The 17,088-nt window shown below is 69.8% G+C and carries 12 protein-coding genes and 1 riboswitch; of the genes, 7 read left to right on the plus strand and 5 right to left on the minus strand.

Features of this window, described 5'->3' with window-relative positions:
- Position 1 precedes the first annotated feature (1 nt).
- The 4 genes from OG801_RS19545 to OG801_RS19560 form a co-directional block, all read right to left on the minus strand.
- Entirely contained in the window at positions 2-505 is a 504-nt protein-coding gene (locus OG801_RS19545) for a SigE family RNA polymerase sigma factor (RefSeq protein ID WP_378834404.1), read from the minus strand.
- Positions 506-602: 97 nt separating this feature from the next.
- Positions 603-2,129 (minus strand): hypothetical protein, encoded by a 1,527-nt coding sequence (locus tag OG801_RS19550; protein ID WP_406030696.1) that lies wholly within the window; start codon positions 2,127-2,129, stop codon positions 603-605.
- On the minus strand, positions 2,126-2,635 hold the full coding sequence (locus OG801_RS19555) for a SigE family RNA polymerase sigma factor (protein WP_406030698.1): 510 nt from the start codon (positions 2,633-2,635) through the stop codon (positions 2,126-2,128). The genes OG801_RS19550 and OG801_RS19555 overlap by 4 nt, the downstream gene beginning before the upstream one ends.
- 132 nt (positions 2,636-2,767) lie before the next feature.
- Entirely contained in the window at positions 2,768-4,600 is a 1,833-nt protein-coding gene (locus OG801_RS19560) for a hypothetical protein (protein ID WP_406030700.1), read from the minus strand.
- A gap of 156 nt (positions 4,601-4,756) precedes the next feature.
- On the opposite strand from OG801_RS19560, the gene OG801_RS19565 reads away from it, so the two are divergent.
- The 5 genes from OG801_RS19565 to OG801_RS19585 all read left to right on the plus strand — a co-directional run bounded on the left by OG801_RS19565 (position 4,757) and on the right by OG801_RS19585 (position 9,710).
- Positions 4,757-6,019 (plus strand): DUF6350 family protein, encoded by a 1,263-nt coding sequence (locus OG801_RS19565; RefSeq protein ID WP_406030702.1) that lies wholly within the window; start codon positions 4,757-4,759, stop codon positions 6,017-6,019.
- A 10-nt stretch (positions 6,020-6,029) separates the two neighbouring features.
- Complete coding sequence (gene purN, locus OG801_RS19570) at positions 6,030-6,641, plus strand: phosphoribosylglycinamide formyltransferase (RefSeq protein WP_406030704.1); 612 nt, start codon at positions 6,030-6,032, stop codon at positions 6,639-6,641.
- Positions 6,642-6,651: 10 nt separating this feature from the next.
- Positions 6,652-6,729, plus strand: a riboswitch (ZMP/ZTP riboswitch).
- A gap of 30 nt (positions 6,730-6,759) precedes the next feature.
- Positions 6,760-8,337 (plus strand): bifunctional phosphoribosylaminoimidazolecarboxamide formyltransferase/IMP cyclohydrolase, encoded by a 1,578-nt coding sequence (gene purH / locus OG801_RS19575; RefSeq protein ID WP_406030706.1) that lies wholly within the window; start codon positions 6,760-6,762, stop codon positions 8,335-8,337.
- A 154-nt stretch (positions 8,338-8,491) separates the two neighbouring features.
- Positions 8,492-9,343, plus strand: coding sequence for a bifunctional methylenetetrahydrofolate dehydrogenase/methenyltetrahydrofolate cyclohydrolase (locus OG801_RS19580; RefSeq protein WP_406030707.1), 852 nt, complete (start codon positions 8,492-8,494; stop codon positions 9,341-9,343).
- Positions 9,344-9,347: 4 nt separating this feature from the next.
- Positions 9,348-9,710, plus strand: coding sequence for a DUF3017 domain-containing protein (locus OG801_RS19585; protein ID WP_378684812.1), 363 nt, complete (start codon positions 9,348-9,350; stop codon positions 9,708-9,710).
- Positions 9,711-9,766: 56 nt separating this feature from the next.
- On the opposite strand, the gene OG801_RS19590 is transcribed toward OG801_RS19585, so the two are convergent.
- Entirely contained in the window at positions 9,767-10,861 is a 1,095-nt protein-coding gene (locus OG801_RS19590; RefSeq protein ID WP_406030709.1) for an MIP/aquaporin family protein, read from the minus strand.
- Positions 10,862-11,122: 261 nt separating this feature from the next.
- Between OG801_RS19590 and OG801_RS19595 the strand changes: the two genes are divergently transcribed.
- The gene (locus OG801_RS19595) at positions 11,123-13,315 is read left to right on the plus strand and encodes an NADP-dependent isocitrate dehydrogenase (RefSeq protein ID WP_406030711.1); all 2,193 of its coding nucleotides are present in this window, start codon (positions 11,123-11,125) and stop codon (positions 13,313-13,315) included.
- Positions 13,316-13,513: 198 nt separating this feature from the next.
- A complete protein-coding gene (locus OG801_RS19600; protein WP_406030713.1) occupies positions 13,514-17,074 on the plus strand; it encodes an ATP-binding cassette domain-containing protein in 3,561 nt (1,186 codons plus the stop codon).
- Positions 17,075-17,088 lie beyond the last annotated feature (14 nt).

Here is a 17,088-nt window from a genome sequence, read left to right on the forward strand (position 1 = left end):
CTCAGGCCTCCTTCCAGACGGCGCCGGGATTGTCCTCGGCGAGCAGCTCCGCGAGGGCGGCTCGTCCTCGAGCCAAGCGGGCTTTGATGGTGCCGGTGGGCGCACCGACCTCGGCGGCCACCTGATGAACGGGCAGGTCGGCGATGTGGTGCAGGACGATGGCCTGGCGCTGCGCCTCCGGGAGCTGCCTCAGCGCTGCGACGAGAGCCACGTGGGACTCGTCGACCGCCGGCATCTCCGTGCGGGCGCCGACGGCTCTGTCGGCGGCCCTCCCGGCGTACTTCTTCCGGCGCCAGCGGCCCACCGCGAGACGGTAGGCGGTGGTGCGGACCCAGGCTTCGGGGTAGTCGACCGAGGACATCTTCCGCCGGTGCGCCCAGGCACGGGCGAACGCCTCCTGGACGCACTCCGCAGCCTCGTCGAAGTCGCCGATCATGGCGTACAGCTGAGCACACAAGCGGCGGTACGACGCGTTGTACAGCGCGTCGAACTCGTCCTCGTCCATCGTTCGCCTCCCCGGCTGGCTTTCCATGACTCTTGCCCGAGCGCCAGTGTCAGCGGTGGCATGTGCGAGCGTAAAGGTCAATTGCACTGGGTCCTCATCAGGGCAGGTCCTGGAAGGCTCGGTCCACGGTGGCCTCGACCGTCTGGGCGACCCGGTTGTCCCATTCGGTGTAGTCCGAGGCCTCCTCCGGCGGGCAGGCTCTGGTCGGCGGGCAGGGGCCACCGGCCTCGGCATGGGTGACCAGCACGAGTCGGGTCCCGAGCTGGGCGACGGTCTGGTGGTCGTACCAGGTGGCGTCGCAGCCCTCGCCACCGCAGTCGGCGGCGTACTCGGCGAGCGTCTGCGCGGCTCGGTCGATCTCGGGCGTGGTGCCGATCGCGATGGCCTCGACCGGCCGGGCGGTGAAGAGCTTCGCGTCGTCCAACGATGCCGGACAGGCGTCGAGCCAGCCGCGGACCGTGTCGAAGGCGGCGTCGGCGTTCTCCTTCTCGGCGAACTCCAGCACCGTCACGTTGACCTTGCCGATCTGGCTGCCGCCGTTCTCGAGGCGGAACTCCCGGCTGACCGACTCGGCGGCCTTCAGCGACGAGAGCCAGGCGCCCTGGCAGTAGAGCGTCGGGGTCGGCTGCGGCGCGACCTGCTGCCAGATCGCGGACGACTCACCTTCCATCGGCAGTCCTGGCAGCGACCCGGCCACAACGAGATGTGCGTCGCTGAGGATCGCCGCGGGCGCGGATGCCGATGAGGACGAGCTCGAGGACGCTGAGCTCGACGCCGTCGCGGGTGGCGGCGATGAACCGACCAGCCGGTAAGCGGCGTTGACGGCGGAGGTCTGCAGGGTCGTCGGCGAGACGTAGTCCTGTACGCCGCGCCGCCGCGTCAACACCACCAGCCGGTCCTCGGCGGCGACGACAGCGGTCGCCACCTCCCAGCCCGCGTTCGTGTTCGGATCCTCCGACAAGTACGTCACCACGTTGATGTCGCCACCGGTGACGACGCCGCCCTCGACCGGGAGCGAGCCGGCGACCTCCGTGCCGTCGACGGCAGTGCAGGAGCTCGCGGCGTCGGAGAACTCCGCGCGCGCCTTCTCGGCCTCGTCGGCCGAGCCGAACTCGGCGACGACCGCCTTCAGCGTGCCGGCCGAGTCCGCGTACTCCTGCCCGGCCTCGGCGATGAAGTCGCGGCGGAAGGTCGCCAACGCGCCCGAGTCGGCCAACGTCGCCAGGCACTCGTTGTGGTCGCCCCGCCCCTCGCCGTCGTAGGTCTGCTCCAGGACCCACTGCGGATAGGGGTCTTCGGCGACCAGGTCGTCCTCCGACGGGAGGTTGGCGCGGGTGAGGTCCGAAGCGGGGGCCGAGGCTGACGGGCTCGGTGCCACCGTGCTCGGCGTCTGGCTCGGCGCCGGTGCGGGCTGCGGTTCGATGGCTTTGTCGCCGAAACCGGCGGAGAGGAAGATGATCGGTCCGGCGACGACCGCGGTGAGGGCCACGGCTCCGGCGGTGACGAGGGCGCGCTGACGGCGGCGGATCTGGTCACCCCGGCGGCGTACCTCGGCTGCGGACTTCATCGGTGCTCCAGGGGTATTCGCGCGGAACTGGTCCAGGCGGGAGATCGGGTCACTCATCGCACGCCTCCTTCCAGTGCCGTGCCGGGCGCTTCGTCGGCCAGCAGAGCTGCCAGCGCAGTGCGCCCGCGGGAGAGGCGGGCCTTGATGGTTCCGGTCGGCACGCCGACCTCGGCGGCCACCTGGTGGACCGGCAGGTCGGCGATGTGGTGCAGGACGATGGCTTGGCGCTGGGCCTCGGGGAGCTTCTTGAGCGCGGCGACGAGGGCGACATGGGTCTCGTCGACGGCGGGCATCTCCGTACGGATGCCGACGGCCCTGTCGGTGACGCGGCCTGCGTACTTCTTTCTTCGCCAGCGGCCCACCGCGAGGCGGTAGGCGGTGGTGCGGACCCAGGCTTCGGGGTAGTCGACCGAGGACATCTTTCGCCGGTGCGCCCAGGCGCGGGCGAAGGCCTCCTGGACGCATTCGGCGGCCTCGTCGGAGTCGCCGATCATGGCGTACACCTGAGCGCACACGCGACGAAAGGACGCGTTGTAGAACGCGTCGAACTCGTCCTCGTCCATCGCTTGCCTCCCCAGACTGGCCGGACCCTGATCTGGCCCTGCGCCAGCCTCAGAGGGTCAGATGCATGGGAGGCGGGTCCGGTTGCATCCGGGAGGAATCTGGGCCCAGATTTCTGGGCTCAGATTCTGGGCTCAGAGATAGTCGAGCCGGTAGGCGGCGCGTTTGGTGAGCGCAACGAAGTCGGAGTTGCTGATGTCAGCGTCGCCGTCGGGCACGAAGCTCATCTGGGCGACGTTGGCGCCGCGCCGGATCGCGGCCATCCGGTAGTAGATCGACGAGTTCTCGAGCTCCACCCGGATGTCCCATACCGTGATCGCGCCGTCCTTGATGGACTCGGTGGCGAGCTGGGTGACGTGGCTGCCGAGCTGCTTGTCGCTGCACTTGTCCAGCCGGCCCTTGATCGCGACGTTGAAGGCCTGCGCCTCCTTGGCGGAGCCGAACTTGCCGACCGTCTCGGTGAGCCCGAAGATCGGGGCGAGCTTCTTCTTCGTCTCGGGGATCACGAAGGAGCGCGTCTGGGCGCCGGTCATGCCCTTGGCGTTGAACTCGGTGTTGTCGCAGCGGGTCTGAGCGGGGTTGGTCTTGGCCGGCTTCGCCTCGGTGCCCTCCCACGGGTCACCGATCGTGCTGACCGGGGGCAGATCGGTCTCGTTGATCAGCCCGGGCGCCTTGCCGGTGGCGATCGGGACCACCGTCGTACGCGGTCGCTTGGTCTCCACGCACGCGCCCGCGCCCGGCATCGAGCAGAGATTGTGGACGGCGGTGCCGAGCATGGTGGAGGTCTTGGCCGCGGTCGTGCTGGACTTGCCCTCGGTCTTCACGGTGACCGCGGCGGTGTGCCTGCCGGTGCGCGCGACGCCGTAGGTGACCGCTCGGTTGTTCTCCCAGTCGCGGTAGGTGAAGAGAGTCGCCTGGTCGCCGATGCCGTCGACCGACTCGGTGAAGATCAGCTGGTAACGGGGCTCGGCGCACGCTGCGTACCACCCCTGCATCTTCTTGTACGCCGCAGCCGCCGCCTTCGCGTCGACTGACGACTCGATCGTGGTGCCGGCGGTGGTCGCCTTCGCCTTGGCGATGAAGGTGCGCGCCAGGCTCGCGGCCGGCCGCTTGTCGGCCGAGGTGTCGGCCTGGCAGGGGATGGTGAGGCCGGTGCCCTCGAGGTTGTCGGAGGAGATGTCGACGGCCCAGGAGCCGCCGTAGATCTTCGCGACCTCCTCCTCGGTCATCAGGTCCTTGGCGGTGAGCTTCTTGCCGGGGATCTGGCTCGGCTCGACCTCGAACTCCTCGGCCGCAGACTGCATCGAGAGGGTGTTGAGCCGTGGCTCGGTCTCGGCATCCTGGGTGACGAAGAAGCCGGTGCCGACCAGGGCGGCGATGGCCGCGACCGCGCCGATGGTGGTGTGCACCCGGCGGCGTACGGCGCCGGCGGTGGTGATCGTCGAGGTCTTCGGCCAAGGTTGCTCAGTGAGCACGTCGACGAGCGGGTCGAAGATGGACTGCAGCTGCTCCGGAGCGATCCCGAGCTCGGCGCAGATGGCGGCGTTGGCGCCCTGCAGGTCGGTCTCGGTGCGGCTGATCGGGGTGCCGACCTCGCGGGCCAGCTGGGCCAGGTCGACGCTGGTGAGGTGGCCGAGCAGGAAGACCTTGCGGTCGTGGAGCGGCAGGCTGCGCAGCGCGGAGAGGGTGTGGCGGGCCTCCGGCGCGATCGTCTGGTCGCGGTGGAGCAGCGGCACCGAGTGGTTGCGGATCGCCTTGGACCAGGCGATCGGGCGGACCCAGTCCTCGCGCTCGAAGTCGTCCATCGGCTTCACCTTGCGCCAGTGGTGCCAGGTGATGACCAGCGCGCCGCGCACGGCGGCCTTGGCGGCCTCCAGATCCCCGGTCAGCGACCAGGTTTGGAGAAGGAGGCGTCCACGGACGTCCTGATAGAACGCCTCGAAGGTCTCGTGGTCTGCCGTGGTCATGCCCATGTCAGCGGTCAACTGTAGGTGATTCGGTCGAATGAACGGCAATAGCCGCAGATGCACAGGCGGGTATCAACCGCTGTGACCAACCCGGTGACCGCCTCAGGCGGCGCGTCGCCGAGATCGAGACCACGCGGGTTGCGAGGATGAGACGCGATGTCCTCGCTGCTGCCTCCACGCACCCCTGACCGCGGGCGAGTCGCGGATGATCTCCACGATCTCCGCCACCGCCGCCCGCTGGTCGCGGTCGCCCTGCTGGGCGGCATCGGCACGGCCGCCGCCACGCTGGTCGTGTGCCTGGCGATCGGCATCCTCGGCTGGTTCCTCAGCGACATGGGCGCCCATGGCGAGCCGTCGGACGCCCTGCGTGTCGCCGCGCTGGGTTGGCTGCTCGGCCACGGTTCGGGCGTCCTCGTCTCCGGCATCGCGGTCACCGTCGTCCCGCTCGGCCTGACCCTGGTCCTCGCCTGGGCGATGTGGCAGGTCGCGGTCCGGGTCGGTGACTCGGTCTCGCTGCACGGCCCGGACGTCAACGCCCTCGCCGACGGCGAGCGTGACCTGACCGTCCCGGTCGTCGCCGGCCTCTTCACGCTCGGCTATACCGGAACCGCGCTGACCACCGCCATCATCGCCGGCACCCCGGCAACCGCGCCGAGCATCCTCGGCGTCTTCTCCTGGTCGGTCGGACTCTGCGTGGTCGTGGCCCTGCCCGCGATCGCGGTCGGCTCCGGCCGCGCGGCGCTGTGGATCACCCTGCTGCCACGCGCCGCCGTGGACGTACTGGTGATGGTCAGGTCGATCCTGCTCTGGTGGTTCGCGGTCAGCACGCTGGTGTTCTTCGCGGCCCTCTTCGCCGACTTCACCACCTCGATCAACGTCGTCTCCCAGCTCCACCTCGACCTCGGCGGGATCATCCTCTACTCCCTGCTCGCCGTCCTCGTGCTGCCAAACGCCGTGCTCTTCTCCAGTGCGTACGCCCTGGGCCCGGGGTTCTCGGTCGGTGTCGGGACGACTGTCACCCCGACGGCAGTGACCCTCGGGCCGCTGCCGATGTTCCCGATGCTCGCCGCGCTGCCCGACAACGGTGCCCCGCCCGCCTGGGTCGCGGCGGTCATGGCGCTCGGCCCGCTGACCGCCTTCTGGGCCGTCTGCCGAGTCAGCCGGGTCCGGCCGACCCTGCGCTGGTCGGAGGGCGCGCTCCGTGGCGTCAGCGCCGGTGTCGTCGCCGGCCTCCTCGTCGCCATCGCCTCCGGCATCGCCGGCGGCGCCGTCGGCCCCGGCCGGATGCTCGACGTCGGGCCGTACGCCGGGCAGGTGCTCGTCAACGCCATCGCCTTCTTCGGGCTCGCCGGTCTGCTCGCCGGGCTCACCATGACCTGGTGGCACCGGCGTTCCCTCCCGACCGACCCGGCCGCCTAGAGTTCGCAGCATGTCGCTGCGTCTCGTCGTCCTCGTGTCCGGCTCGGGCACCAATCTCCAGGCCCTGCTGGACGCCTGCGCGTCCCCGGAGTTCGGGGCGGAGGTCGTCGCGGTCGGGGCTGACCGCGACGGGATCCAGGGGCTGACCCGGGCGACCGACGCCGGGATCCCGACGTTCGTGCACCGGGTCAAGGACTTCGGCTCGCGCGAGGAGTGGGACGCGGCCCTGGCCGAGTCGGTGGCTGCGTACGAGCCCGATCTCGTGGTCTCTGCGGGCTTCATGAAGCTGGTGGGGGAGGCCTTCCTCGACCGGTTCGGGGGGAAGACGCTCAACACCCATCCGGCGCTGCTGCCGTCCTTCCCGGGGATGCACGGGGCGCGGGATGCGCTGGACTACGGCGTCAAGGTCACCGGGGCGACGCTGTTCATCGTCGACGCCGGGGTCGACACCGGGATGATCATGGCCCAGGTGACGGTGCCGGTGGAGGATGACGACACCGAGGAGACGCTCCATGAGCGGATCAAGGTCGTCGAGCGTTCGATGCTCGTCGAGACGGTCGGGCGGATCGCCCGCGAGGGCTACACCGTCGACGGCAGGCGAGTTCGATTCGGGCCTGCCTGAGCGGTTAGAGTGACGAGCACACGACTGGCGCAGGTGGGGGACCACCGGGGAGTGTGAAGAGACGGCATCGACCGCCTGGGTGCCCTCATCGAAATCGTTGACCGATGAGGAGATTGCTGTGCTCGATCAGATCACCATCAAGCGGGCCCTGGTGTCCGTCTACGACAAGACCGGTCTCGAGGACCTGGTCCGCGGGCTTCATGACGCCGGCGTCGAGCTCGTCTCGACCGGCGGCTCGGCGGCACTGATCGAGAAGCTCGGCCTGCCGGTGACCAAGGTCGAGGACCTGACGGGCTTCCCCGAGTGCCTCGACGGCCGCGTGAAGACCCTGCACCCGCGCGTCCACGCCGGCATCCTCGCCGACCGCCGCCTCGAGTCCCACGTCGAGCAGCTCAAGGAGCTGGAGGTGGAGCCGTTCGACCTCGTCGTCTCCAACCTCTACCCGTTCGTGCAGACCGTCGCCTCCGGCGCTGGGCCGGACGAGGTCGTCGAGCAGATCGACATCGGCGGCCCCTCGATGGTCCGCGCCGCCGCCAAGAACCACCCCTCCGTCGCGATCGTGACCTCCCCGGAGCAGTACGCCGACACCCTCGCTGCCGTCGCTGCCGGTGGGTTCACCTACGACCAGCGCAAGGCCCTCGCCGCGGCCGCGTTCGTCCACACCGCGACGTACGACGTGGCCGTCGCCTCCTGGATGGGCTCCGTGCTCACCGACACCTCCGAGGGCACCGGCTTCCCGGCGTGGGTCGGCGGGACGTACGAGAAGGCGAACGTCCTGCGCTACGGCGAGAACCCGCACCAGAAGGCGGCGCTCTACCTCAACGGGTTCGGACCCGCCGGGCTCGCTCGCGCCGAGCAGCTGCACGGCAAGGAGATGTCCTACAACAACTACACCGACACCGACGCCGCGCGCCGCGCCGCCAACGACTTCGCCGAGCCGGCGGTCGCGATCATCAAGCACGCCAACCCGTGCGGACTGGCCGTCGGTGCCGACATCGCCGAGGCGCACCGCCGGGCGCACGCCTGCGACCCGGTCTCCGCCTTCGGTGGCGTCATCGCCTCCAACCGGCCGGTCTCGGTCGAGATGGCCAAGCAGGTCGCCGAGGTGTTCACCGAGGTCATCGTGGCGCCGGGCTACGAGGACGGCGCCGTCGAGATCCTGCAGGGCAAGAAGAACATCCGGATCCTGGTCGCCGCCGCCGATGAGCGTGCCGCGGTCGAGACCCGCCCGATCTCCGGTGGCCTGCTGATGCAGCAGGTCGACCACGTCGACGCCGAGGGCGACGACCCGGCTTCGTGGACGTTGGCCACAGGTGAGGCCGCCGACGAGGCCACCCTCGCCGACCTGGCCTTCGCCTGGAAGGCCTGCCGCTCGGCCAAGTCCAACGCGATCCTGCTGGCCTCCGACGGTGCCTCGGTCGGCATCGGCATGGGCCAGGTCAACCGCGTCGACTCCTGCAAGCTCGCCGTCGAGCGCGCCAACACCCTCGCCGAGGGCTCCGAGCGCGCCCGCGGCGCCGTCGCCGCCTCCGACGCCTTCTTCCCCTTCGAGGACGGCCCGCAGATCCTCATCGACGCCGGCGTCAAGGCGATCGTCCAGCCCGGCGGCTCGATCCGCGACGAGCTCACCATCAAGGCCTGCGAGGCTGCGGGCGTGACGATGTACTTCACCGGCACGCGCCACTTCGCGCACTGATCCAGAAAACCCCGCCGAGTCGGCTCGTCAAGACGAGCCGACTCGGCGGGAGATCGTGTCAGAACGCGCCGACTCGGGTCTTGATCTGGTCAAGATGCGCCGGGTCGGCGTCGCGTACAAGGAATACAGAGACTCGAGTGACAGGATTGACATCGTGACAGCACAGAAGCTGGACGGCACCGCGACGCTGAAGGCGATCAAGGCAGAGCTCGCCGAGCGGGTCGAGAAGCTGAAGGCCCAGGGCATCACCCCGGGCCTCGGCACCGTGCTGGTGGGCGATGACCCGGGAAGCCGGTGGTACGTCAACGCCAAGCACAAGGACTGCGCCGAGATCGGCATCGAGTCGATCCGGGTGGACCTGCCGGGGACGTCGACCCAGGAAGAGGTCGAGGCGGAGATCGACCGCCTCAACGCCGACTCGGCGTGCACCGGCTTCCTGGTGCAGCAGCCGACCGGTCTGGACGAGTTCGCGCTGCTCTCCCGGGTCGCTCCGGAGAAGGACGTCGACGGGCTGCACCCCTACAACCTCGGCAAGCTGGTCCTCGGTGAGGACGGGCCGCTGCCGTGCACCCCGGTGGGCTGCATCGAGCTGCTGCGGCGTCACGGGGTCGAGATCAAGGGCGCCGAGGTCGTCGTGGTCGGCCGTGGGCTGACCGTCGGGCGTCCGCTGGGCCTGCTGCTCACCCGCCGTAGCGAGAACGCGACGGTCACGCTGTGCCACACCGGCACCCGCGACCTGGCCGCCCACACCCGCAACGCCGACATCGTGGTGGCTGCCGCGGGCGTGCCTGGGATCATCACCAAGGACATGGTCAAGCCCGGCGCGGCCCTGCTGGACGTCGGCGTCTCCCGAGTCGAAGGTAAGATCGCAGGAGACCTGGCCGAGGACGTATGGGACGTGGCTGGCTGGGTGTCGCCGAACCCCGGTGGGGTGGGTCCGATGACACGCGCCATGCTGCTCTCCAATATCGTCCTCAGCGCCGAGAAGGCTCTCGAAAGGCTCTGAAATGGTGTCCGTCCACCCCCCGCTAAGCCCCACGCCGGAGGCTCCCGCACCGGCGGTGGCGACACCTGAGCACGAGAAGACGGACCCCCAGGACGTACGCGGCTTCCCCTCGACCATCGGTGGGTTCGTCTACCTCGGGGTGCTGACGGCGGCGATCGTCGGTCTCGGGCTGGTCGGCTTCGGCCACTGGCGGGTGGGGATCATCGTCCTCGCCGCCGGGGTGGGCGCCGCGTCGCTGGGGCGTGCGGTGCTGCGTACGAAGGATGCCGGGATGCTGGCGGTGCGCAACCGCTGGTTCGACGTGGCCCTGCTGGCGCTGACCGCGGGCGCGCTGTGGATCCTCGCGGTGACCGTTCCAGGAGAATGAAGACGTACAAATAGGACGAAGGCCGCCCCGAGGGGCGGCCTTCGTGCTTCTCGAGACTACTGCTCGATCGGGACCCATTCCTGCTTGGCGTAGTCCCAACGCCAGCCGTCCTGCTCGTAGACCGGAAGGTCGCCCTCGGCGGCCGGGGTCGGCTGCTGCCAGGACTGCTGGCCACCGGTGCCGGAGCCGCCGGAGACGATGGTGCGGTCGCTCGTCTCGGGGGTAGCGGGCGCGGCCGGCGCGGCAGGAGCCGCCGGTGCAGCCGGTGCCGCGGGAGCAGCGGCCGGAGTCGCGGCCGGGGCCGCGGGAGCGACGGCCTGGGAGTCCCAGGCCGGCACGTTATGGGCCGGAGTCATGCTGTCACCGCCGAAGGCGAGGCCGGCACCCGCGATCTCGGAGCCGTCCTTGTTGAAGATCAGCGGGTAGACGAAACCGGCGACGGCACCGCCCAGAGCCGGGACGATCAGGAAGACCGGGAGGTTGGCCAGTGCGTCGGTGCCGGAGAAGAGAGCGGGGCCGAACGAACGGGCGGGGTTGACCGAGGTGCCGGTCAGCGGGATGCCGACGAAGTGGATCGCGGCCAGCGAAAGGCCGATGGCGAGCGGCGCAGCGGTGGCGTTGGTCCCGGCTCGAACATCGGTGACGCCGAGAATGATGAAGACGAAGATGAAGGTGAGGACCAGCTCGACCAGGATCGCGCCGATGAGGCCGGTGCCGGCTCCGTCGCCGAAGCGGTTGGCGCCGAGGCCGCCGTCGTTCCACGAGTTGTAGTCCGAGGCGAGCGCGACGAGGAACAGCACGATCGCACCGATGGTCGCGCCGACGAACTGCGCGCCGATGTAGGCGCCGGCGTCCTTCCAGCTGATCCGGCCGGCGGTGGCCACGCCGAGCGTCACCGCCGGGTTGAAGTGGCCGCCGGAGATGCGACCGAAGGTGTAGGCGCCGATCACGACGGCGATACCGAACGCCAGGCCGACAGCGGCGACCTCGAGGCCCCAGATCGCGTTCTCGGGTCCAGCGTGGGTGGCGCCGGCGATGATTGCGACGACCGAGCCGCACCCGATGAACACCAGAATGAATGTCCCGATGACCTCGGCTGCGAGTTTCTGGATGAAGGTCGGCTCAGCCGCCGACAGTGATTCCTCAGTCATGTCCCCTTAACCCTTCAATGTCTGTTGACGTCGGTCAGACCCATCGACACCCGAGAAGCACTCAGGTATCAGCAGTCACCTGAACAACATGAGGTGTTGACACACAGTAACTCTTTTGCGACGGCGCATCGTGGTGCTTAGGTGGGGCGGGGCGGTGTCTCATCACCCTTTCTGTTATCTTGATGTCAAGACACTTTCCTTCGTCCGGGTCCCCGGCCTCAGTCATAAGCAGATCGCAACTTGTCAGGAGTAGCCACAGCAATGGCCGCACGAATCATCTACACCCACACCGACGAGGCGCCGCTGCTGGCGACGTACTCCTTCCTTCCGATCGTCTCGGCCTACGCGGCCAAGGCGGGGGTCGAGGTCGAGACGCGTGACATCTCCGTGGCCTCGCGCATCCTGGCCCAGTTCGGCCTGGCCGACGATGCGCTCGGCGAGCTCGGTGACCTGGCGAAGACGCCGGAAGCCAACATCGTCAAGCTGCCCAACATCTCCGCCTCCATCCCGCAGCTGAAGGCCGCGATCAAGGAGCTGCAGACGCAGGGCTACCAGATCCCCGACTACCCCGAGGCGCCCAGCACGCCCGAGGAGGAGGAGATCCGGGCCAAGTACGACAAGGTCAAGGGCTCCGCGGTGAACCCGGTCCTGCGTGAGGGCAACTCCGACCGTCGTGCGCCGGGCTCGGTCAAGGCGTACGCCAAGGCTCACCCGCACACCAACAAGCCCTTCTCCGACGACTCCAAGACGACCGTCGCCACGATGGGTTCGCACGACTTCAAGTCCAACGAGAAGTCCGTGACCCTGCCGGCCGACGACACGCTCTCCATCGTGCTCGAGAAGTCCGACGGCGAGACGGTGACGCTGCTCGCCGAGCTGCCGGTGCTCGAGGGCGAGATCGTCGACGCGACGTACATGTCCGTGGCCAACCTGCACGCCTTCCTCGAGAACGCGCTCGCCAAGGCCAAGGCCGACGACGTGCTCTTCTCGCTGCACCTGAAGGCCACGATGATGAAGGTCTCCGACCCGATCATCTTCGGCCACGTCGTGAAGGCCTACTTCACCGACGTCTTCGAGAAGTACGGCGCCGACCTCGAGGCCGCCGGCCTGTCCGCCAACGACGGCCTGGGCGCGATCCTGTCCGGCCTCTCCGGCCTGGAGAAGGGCGCCGAGATCGAGGCCGCCTTCAAGGCCGCGATCGAGGCCGGCCCGCGCCTGTCCTACGTCAACTCCGACAAGGGCATCACCAACCTGCACGTCCCCTCCGACGTCATCATCGACGCCTCGATCCCGGCCCTGGTCCGCAACGGCGGCAAGCTCTGGGGAGTCGACGGCGGCGAGGACGACACCCTCGCGGTGATCCCGGACTCCTCCTACGCCGGCGTCTACCAGACCGTCATCGACGACGTGAAGAAGAACGGCCCGCTCGACCCGGCCGCGATCGGCACCGTCCCCAACGTCGGTCTGATGGCGCAGAAGGCCGAGGAGTACGGCTCCCACGACAAGACCTTCCAGATCGAGGCCGCCGGCACCGTCCGGGTGCTGAACAAGGCCGGCGACGTGCTGATCGAGCACGACGTCGAGGCCGGTGACATCTGGCGCGCCTGCCAGACCAAGGACATCCCGGTCCGCGACTGGGTCAAGCTCGCCGTCAGCCGCGCCCGCGACTCCAAGACCCCGGCCATCTTCTGGCTCGACGAGTCGCGCGCCCACGACGCCGAGCTGATCAAGAAGGTCGCGACCTACCTGACGGAGCACGACACGGAGGGTCTCGAGATCAAGATCCTCTCGCCCGAGCTCGCCACGGCGTACTCCCTCGAGCGCCTGCGCAACGGTGAGGACACCATCTCGGTCACCGGCAACGTGCTGCGTGACTACAACACCGACCTGTTCCCGATCCTCGAGGTCGGTACGTCGGCGAAGATGCTCTCCATCGTCCCGCTGATCGCCGGTGGCGGTCTGTTCGAGACCGGTGCGGGCGGCTCGGCGCCGAAGCACGTGCAGCAGCTGGTCGAGCAGGACTACCTCCGCTGGGACTCGCTCGGTGAGTTCTTCGCGCTGGTGCCCTCGTTCGAGAAGTACGCCGAGCAGGCTGCCGCCCCGGCCGCGAAGGTGCTCGCCGGTGCGCTCGACCGCGCGACCGCGACCTTCCTCGAGAACGACCGCTCCCCGGGTCGCAAGCTCGGCACCACCGACAACCGCGGCTCGCACTTCTACCTGGGTCTCTACTGGGCCCAGGAGCTCGCCGCGCAGACCGAGGACGCCGAGCTCGCCGCCGCGTTCAAGGGCCTCGCCGAGACCCTCGCCGCCAACGAGGCCAAGATCGTCGAGGAGCTCCTCGCGGTCCAGGGCAAGCCCGCCGACATCGGCGGCTACTACCTGCCCGACCCCGAGAAGGTCACCGCCGTGATGCGTCCCTCCGCGACGCTCAACGAGGCGATCGACTCTCTCTAGTCCACCTCACGACGGCTCGGCACGGACTCCGTGCCGAGCCGTCGTCCCATTTCGGGACACCTTCCGGGCGTACGTGACTTTGCTCTCCAGATCTTTCTTCTGATTCCTATAGGTGCAGGTCAGCGTGGTGTTTTCTGGCGGGTGAGGGCGGAAAACCTTTAGGTGAGTGTCGGTGGTCGCACTTACCGTGATCTTCTGATGACTGCGACGCTCTCGACTCCGCCCGTGCCCACCTCAGGCAAGGCTCTTGGAGTCCCCACCGACCCTGCCGACCCGAGCCGGCAGGTCGACTGGCGACGCCTGAAGGGGCCGGTGACGGGCGCCGCGCTGATCGCGCTGGCGGTGGCCATGGTGGCCCAGTCGATCGGCACCGTCGTGGCCGGACGGCTGGCGGAGAACCCGACCGCGAGCCTGGTCGGCTGGTTGGCGCTGTGCGTGATCGGCGCCTCGCTGATCGACTCGACCGCCAAGATCGCCTGGGTCGGGGTCTCCGACCGGGCCGAGGGCAAGCTGCGCGAGGACGTGCTCCAGGCTGCCATGCGACAGCCGCTCTCCGAGCTGAGCGAGCAGGCCGTCGGCGAGATCCTCGACCGGGTCGACGACGACTCCCACGAGGTCGGCAACCTGCTGCGCTGGCAGCTGTGGATGCTGTTCCGCTCGATCTTCGCGGCGCTGCCGATGTGGATCGTGGCCAGCTTCACCTGGTGGCCGGCGGCGATCCTGTTCCCGCTGCTCGCCGCGGTGACCTGGTTCGTCATCCGCCGGCTGCTGAGCAAGATCTCCGAGCTCAAGGTCATCGAGGAGGCCTCGTGGACCGACCATGCCGCGGTGCTCGAGGAGGGCATCGCGGGGCGTGACGATCTGCGTACGAGCCTGGGCCAGGCCCATGTGGTCGCCCGGGTGGCGCGGCTGTCGGCGACGGTCCACGAGAGGTTCCGTGCGGTCGTCACGGTCGAGGCGAAGGTCGGCCGCCGTGCCGGCCTGCTCCTGCACTCCCTGCTGGCCGGCATCGGTCTGGCCGGCGTTGCGCTCGCCGCGAACGACCGCCTCGGGATCAGCGCGCTGGTGACGTTGTTCCTGGTCACGAGCACGTTCGTGGGCCAGATCGCGATGCTCGCCAACCACCTGCCCGACATCCAGGCGGGCCTGGGCGCGGTCATCCGACTGCGCCAGATGATGGGCTCCGAGCCGGAGCCCGAAGGTGGCGCGCCCGTCCCCGACGGGGGAGCGCTCGAGGTCGACCTGCGCGACCTGACCTTCTCCTACGCCGAGGGCACCTTCGCCCTCCAAGGCATCTCGCTCACGGTCCCGGCCGGCGACACCATCGCCCTTGTCGGCCGCACCGGCTCCGGCAAGTCGACGCTCGCCTCGCTGCTCTCCCGGGCTGTCGAGCCGCCGCGCGGCTCGGTGTTCCTGGGTGGCGTGGACGTACGCGACCTCGACCTGCAGCAGCTGCGCGCCTCCGTGGGCGTGGTCACTCAGCGCACCGAGATCCTGGCCGGCACGCTCGCGGAGAACATCGCGCTCTTCGACGACTTGCGTCCGCGCGAGGACATCGAGCGGGCGGTCGCCCGGCTGGGGCTCTCGGAGTGGGTCGCCGGCCTGCCCGACGGGCTCGACACCCTGCTCGGCCCCGGCGGCACCTCGCTGTCAGCGGGGGAGGAGCAGCTGGTCGCCTTCGCGCGGCTGCTGGTGCGTGACGTACGGGTGGTCGTCCTCGACGAGGCGACCGCGCGGATGGACCCGCTCACCGAGCGCCGGGTGGTCGCGGCCGCCGACCGGCTGCTGACGGGGCGTACGGGCATCCTGATCGCCCACCGGCTCTCCACCATCGAGCGGGCGCCGCACGTGGCCGTGCTCGACCACGGCCGGGTGATCCAGCACGGCCTGCGGGCCTCGCTGGCGACCGCGCCGGGGCCGTTCCACGACCTGCTCGAGGCCAGCCGCACCGATCACCACGACTCGCCCTCGCCGGCTGCCAAGCCTGTCGACCACTCCACCCTCGACCACGTCGCGGCGGGCAACGTGGGCGGCAAGCGCCGCTCGGGCGCTCCGCCGGACGTCCCAGAGGTCGGCACCGGGCCGTCGCTCGCCCGCGGGATGCTGCACGTACTGTTCCTGCGCCCCGAGTGGGGCGTCGCGGGTGCGCTGCTGTTCCTGTTCGCCTCGATGACCGGTGCGCAGGGTGCCTTCACCGGGCTCCTGTGGGGCCGGATCGTCGAGTCGCTGCAGGACGGCGGCAGGCCGACCGTGATGTCGGTGCTGCTCGTGGTCAGCCTGCTGGCCGCGCCGCTGATGCTCGCCGACGCCTTCTACCGCTACCCGCGCTGGTGGATCGAGGTCATGCTGCGTGCTCGGATGGCCGTGCTCTACGGTCAGACCAGCCAGCACCGCCTGACGCGTACGCCGCCGGGCGAGGTCGTCGCCCGCTCGATGGATGCGGACCGTTACGCCCGCTACGCCGACCGTTGGGTCGACTTCGTCAACGGTCTCGTCATCGCGACGATCACCGCCCTGCTTGCCGGCACCGCGCTCGCGGGCGCCGTGCTCCTGGTCGTCATGATCGCCTCGGCGCTGGCCTCCGCGGTCGGTCGGCCGATCGCCGGGCGCTCGGCCGCGGCCTCCTCCGCTGCTCGCGCGCGGTTCGGCCGCGCGGTGGTCTCCGCGCTGGAGTCCGTACGCACCGTGAAGCTGGCCGCGGCCACCCCGCAGGTCCACGCCCACCTGCAGCACGTCGACTCGGGCCGGGTCGAGGCAGCGGTGAAGGAACACCGGGTGCAGGCGTTCCTCGACGGGGTTCCCGCGCTCATGGTGCAGTGCGGAGTCGTGGCTGCCTGGGGGATCTACTTCGGCGGCGGCTGGGGTCTGGCCACCGCGCTGCTGGTCGCCAACGCGGTCTCGGGCTTCGACTGGTTCGGCCGGGTGGCCGGCATGGTCGTCACCGAGGCTCCGGGCACGCGTGCGTGGCAGAAGGAGACCAGCCGGTTCGCCGGTGGTCGTGACCTGATGGATCTGCCGCCGGGCGTCGACCTGGTCTCCGGCGACGCGCCGGACCCGGGCCCGGTCGAGCAGGTGCCGCTCGAGTCCCTCGAGCTCTCGGCCCTGTCGGCGGTTCACGACGACGGCACGATCGGTGTCTCCGACGTCTCGCTCACGATCTCGCGCGGCGAGCTGGTCCTCCTCGTGGGGCAGGTCGGCTCCGGCAAGTCGTCCCTGCTGGCGTCGCTGGCCGGCCTGATCGAGCACACCGGCACGATCCGGTGGAACGACGAGCTGGTCCAGGACACGCAGTCCTTCCTGAGGCCCGGGCAGGTGGCGTACGTCGCCCAGGTGCCGCGGGTGCTCTCCGGCACGTTCGCCGACAACATCCGCCTGGGCCACGACCGGCCGTTCGACAGCCCGGTCGCCGACGCGCGGCTCGAGCTCGACGTCAAGGAGGCGGGCGGCGCGGACGCGATCGTCGGTCACCGTGGCGTACGCCTCTCCGGGGGACAGGTCCAGCGCCTCGCCCTGGCGCGAGCGCTGGCCGCCGACACCGAGCTGCTCCTGGCCGACGACGTCTCCAGTGCGCTCGACGCGGCCACCGAGATCGAGCTCTGGCGGGCGCTGCGTGACCGGCACACGACGGTCATCGGCGCCACCTCGAAGCGAGCCGCTCTCGCTCAGGCCGACCGGGTCGTCGTCATGGTCGACGGCGAGATCGCGGCTGTGGGTCCGTGGACCGAGCTGGCTCCGGCCTGGTCCCACCTGGCCGGCTGACCCCCGCCTCCTCG

It is taken from the genome of Nocardioides sp. NBC_00163 (assembly GCF_045206295.1).
Taxonomy (GTDB): Bacteria; Actinomycetota; Actinomycetes; order Propionibacteriales; family Nocardioidaceae; genus Nocardioides.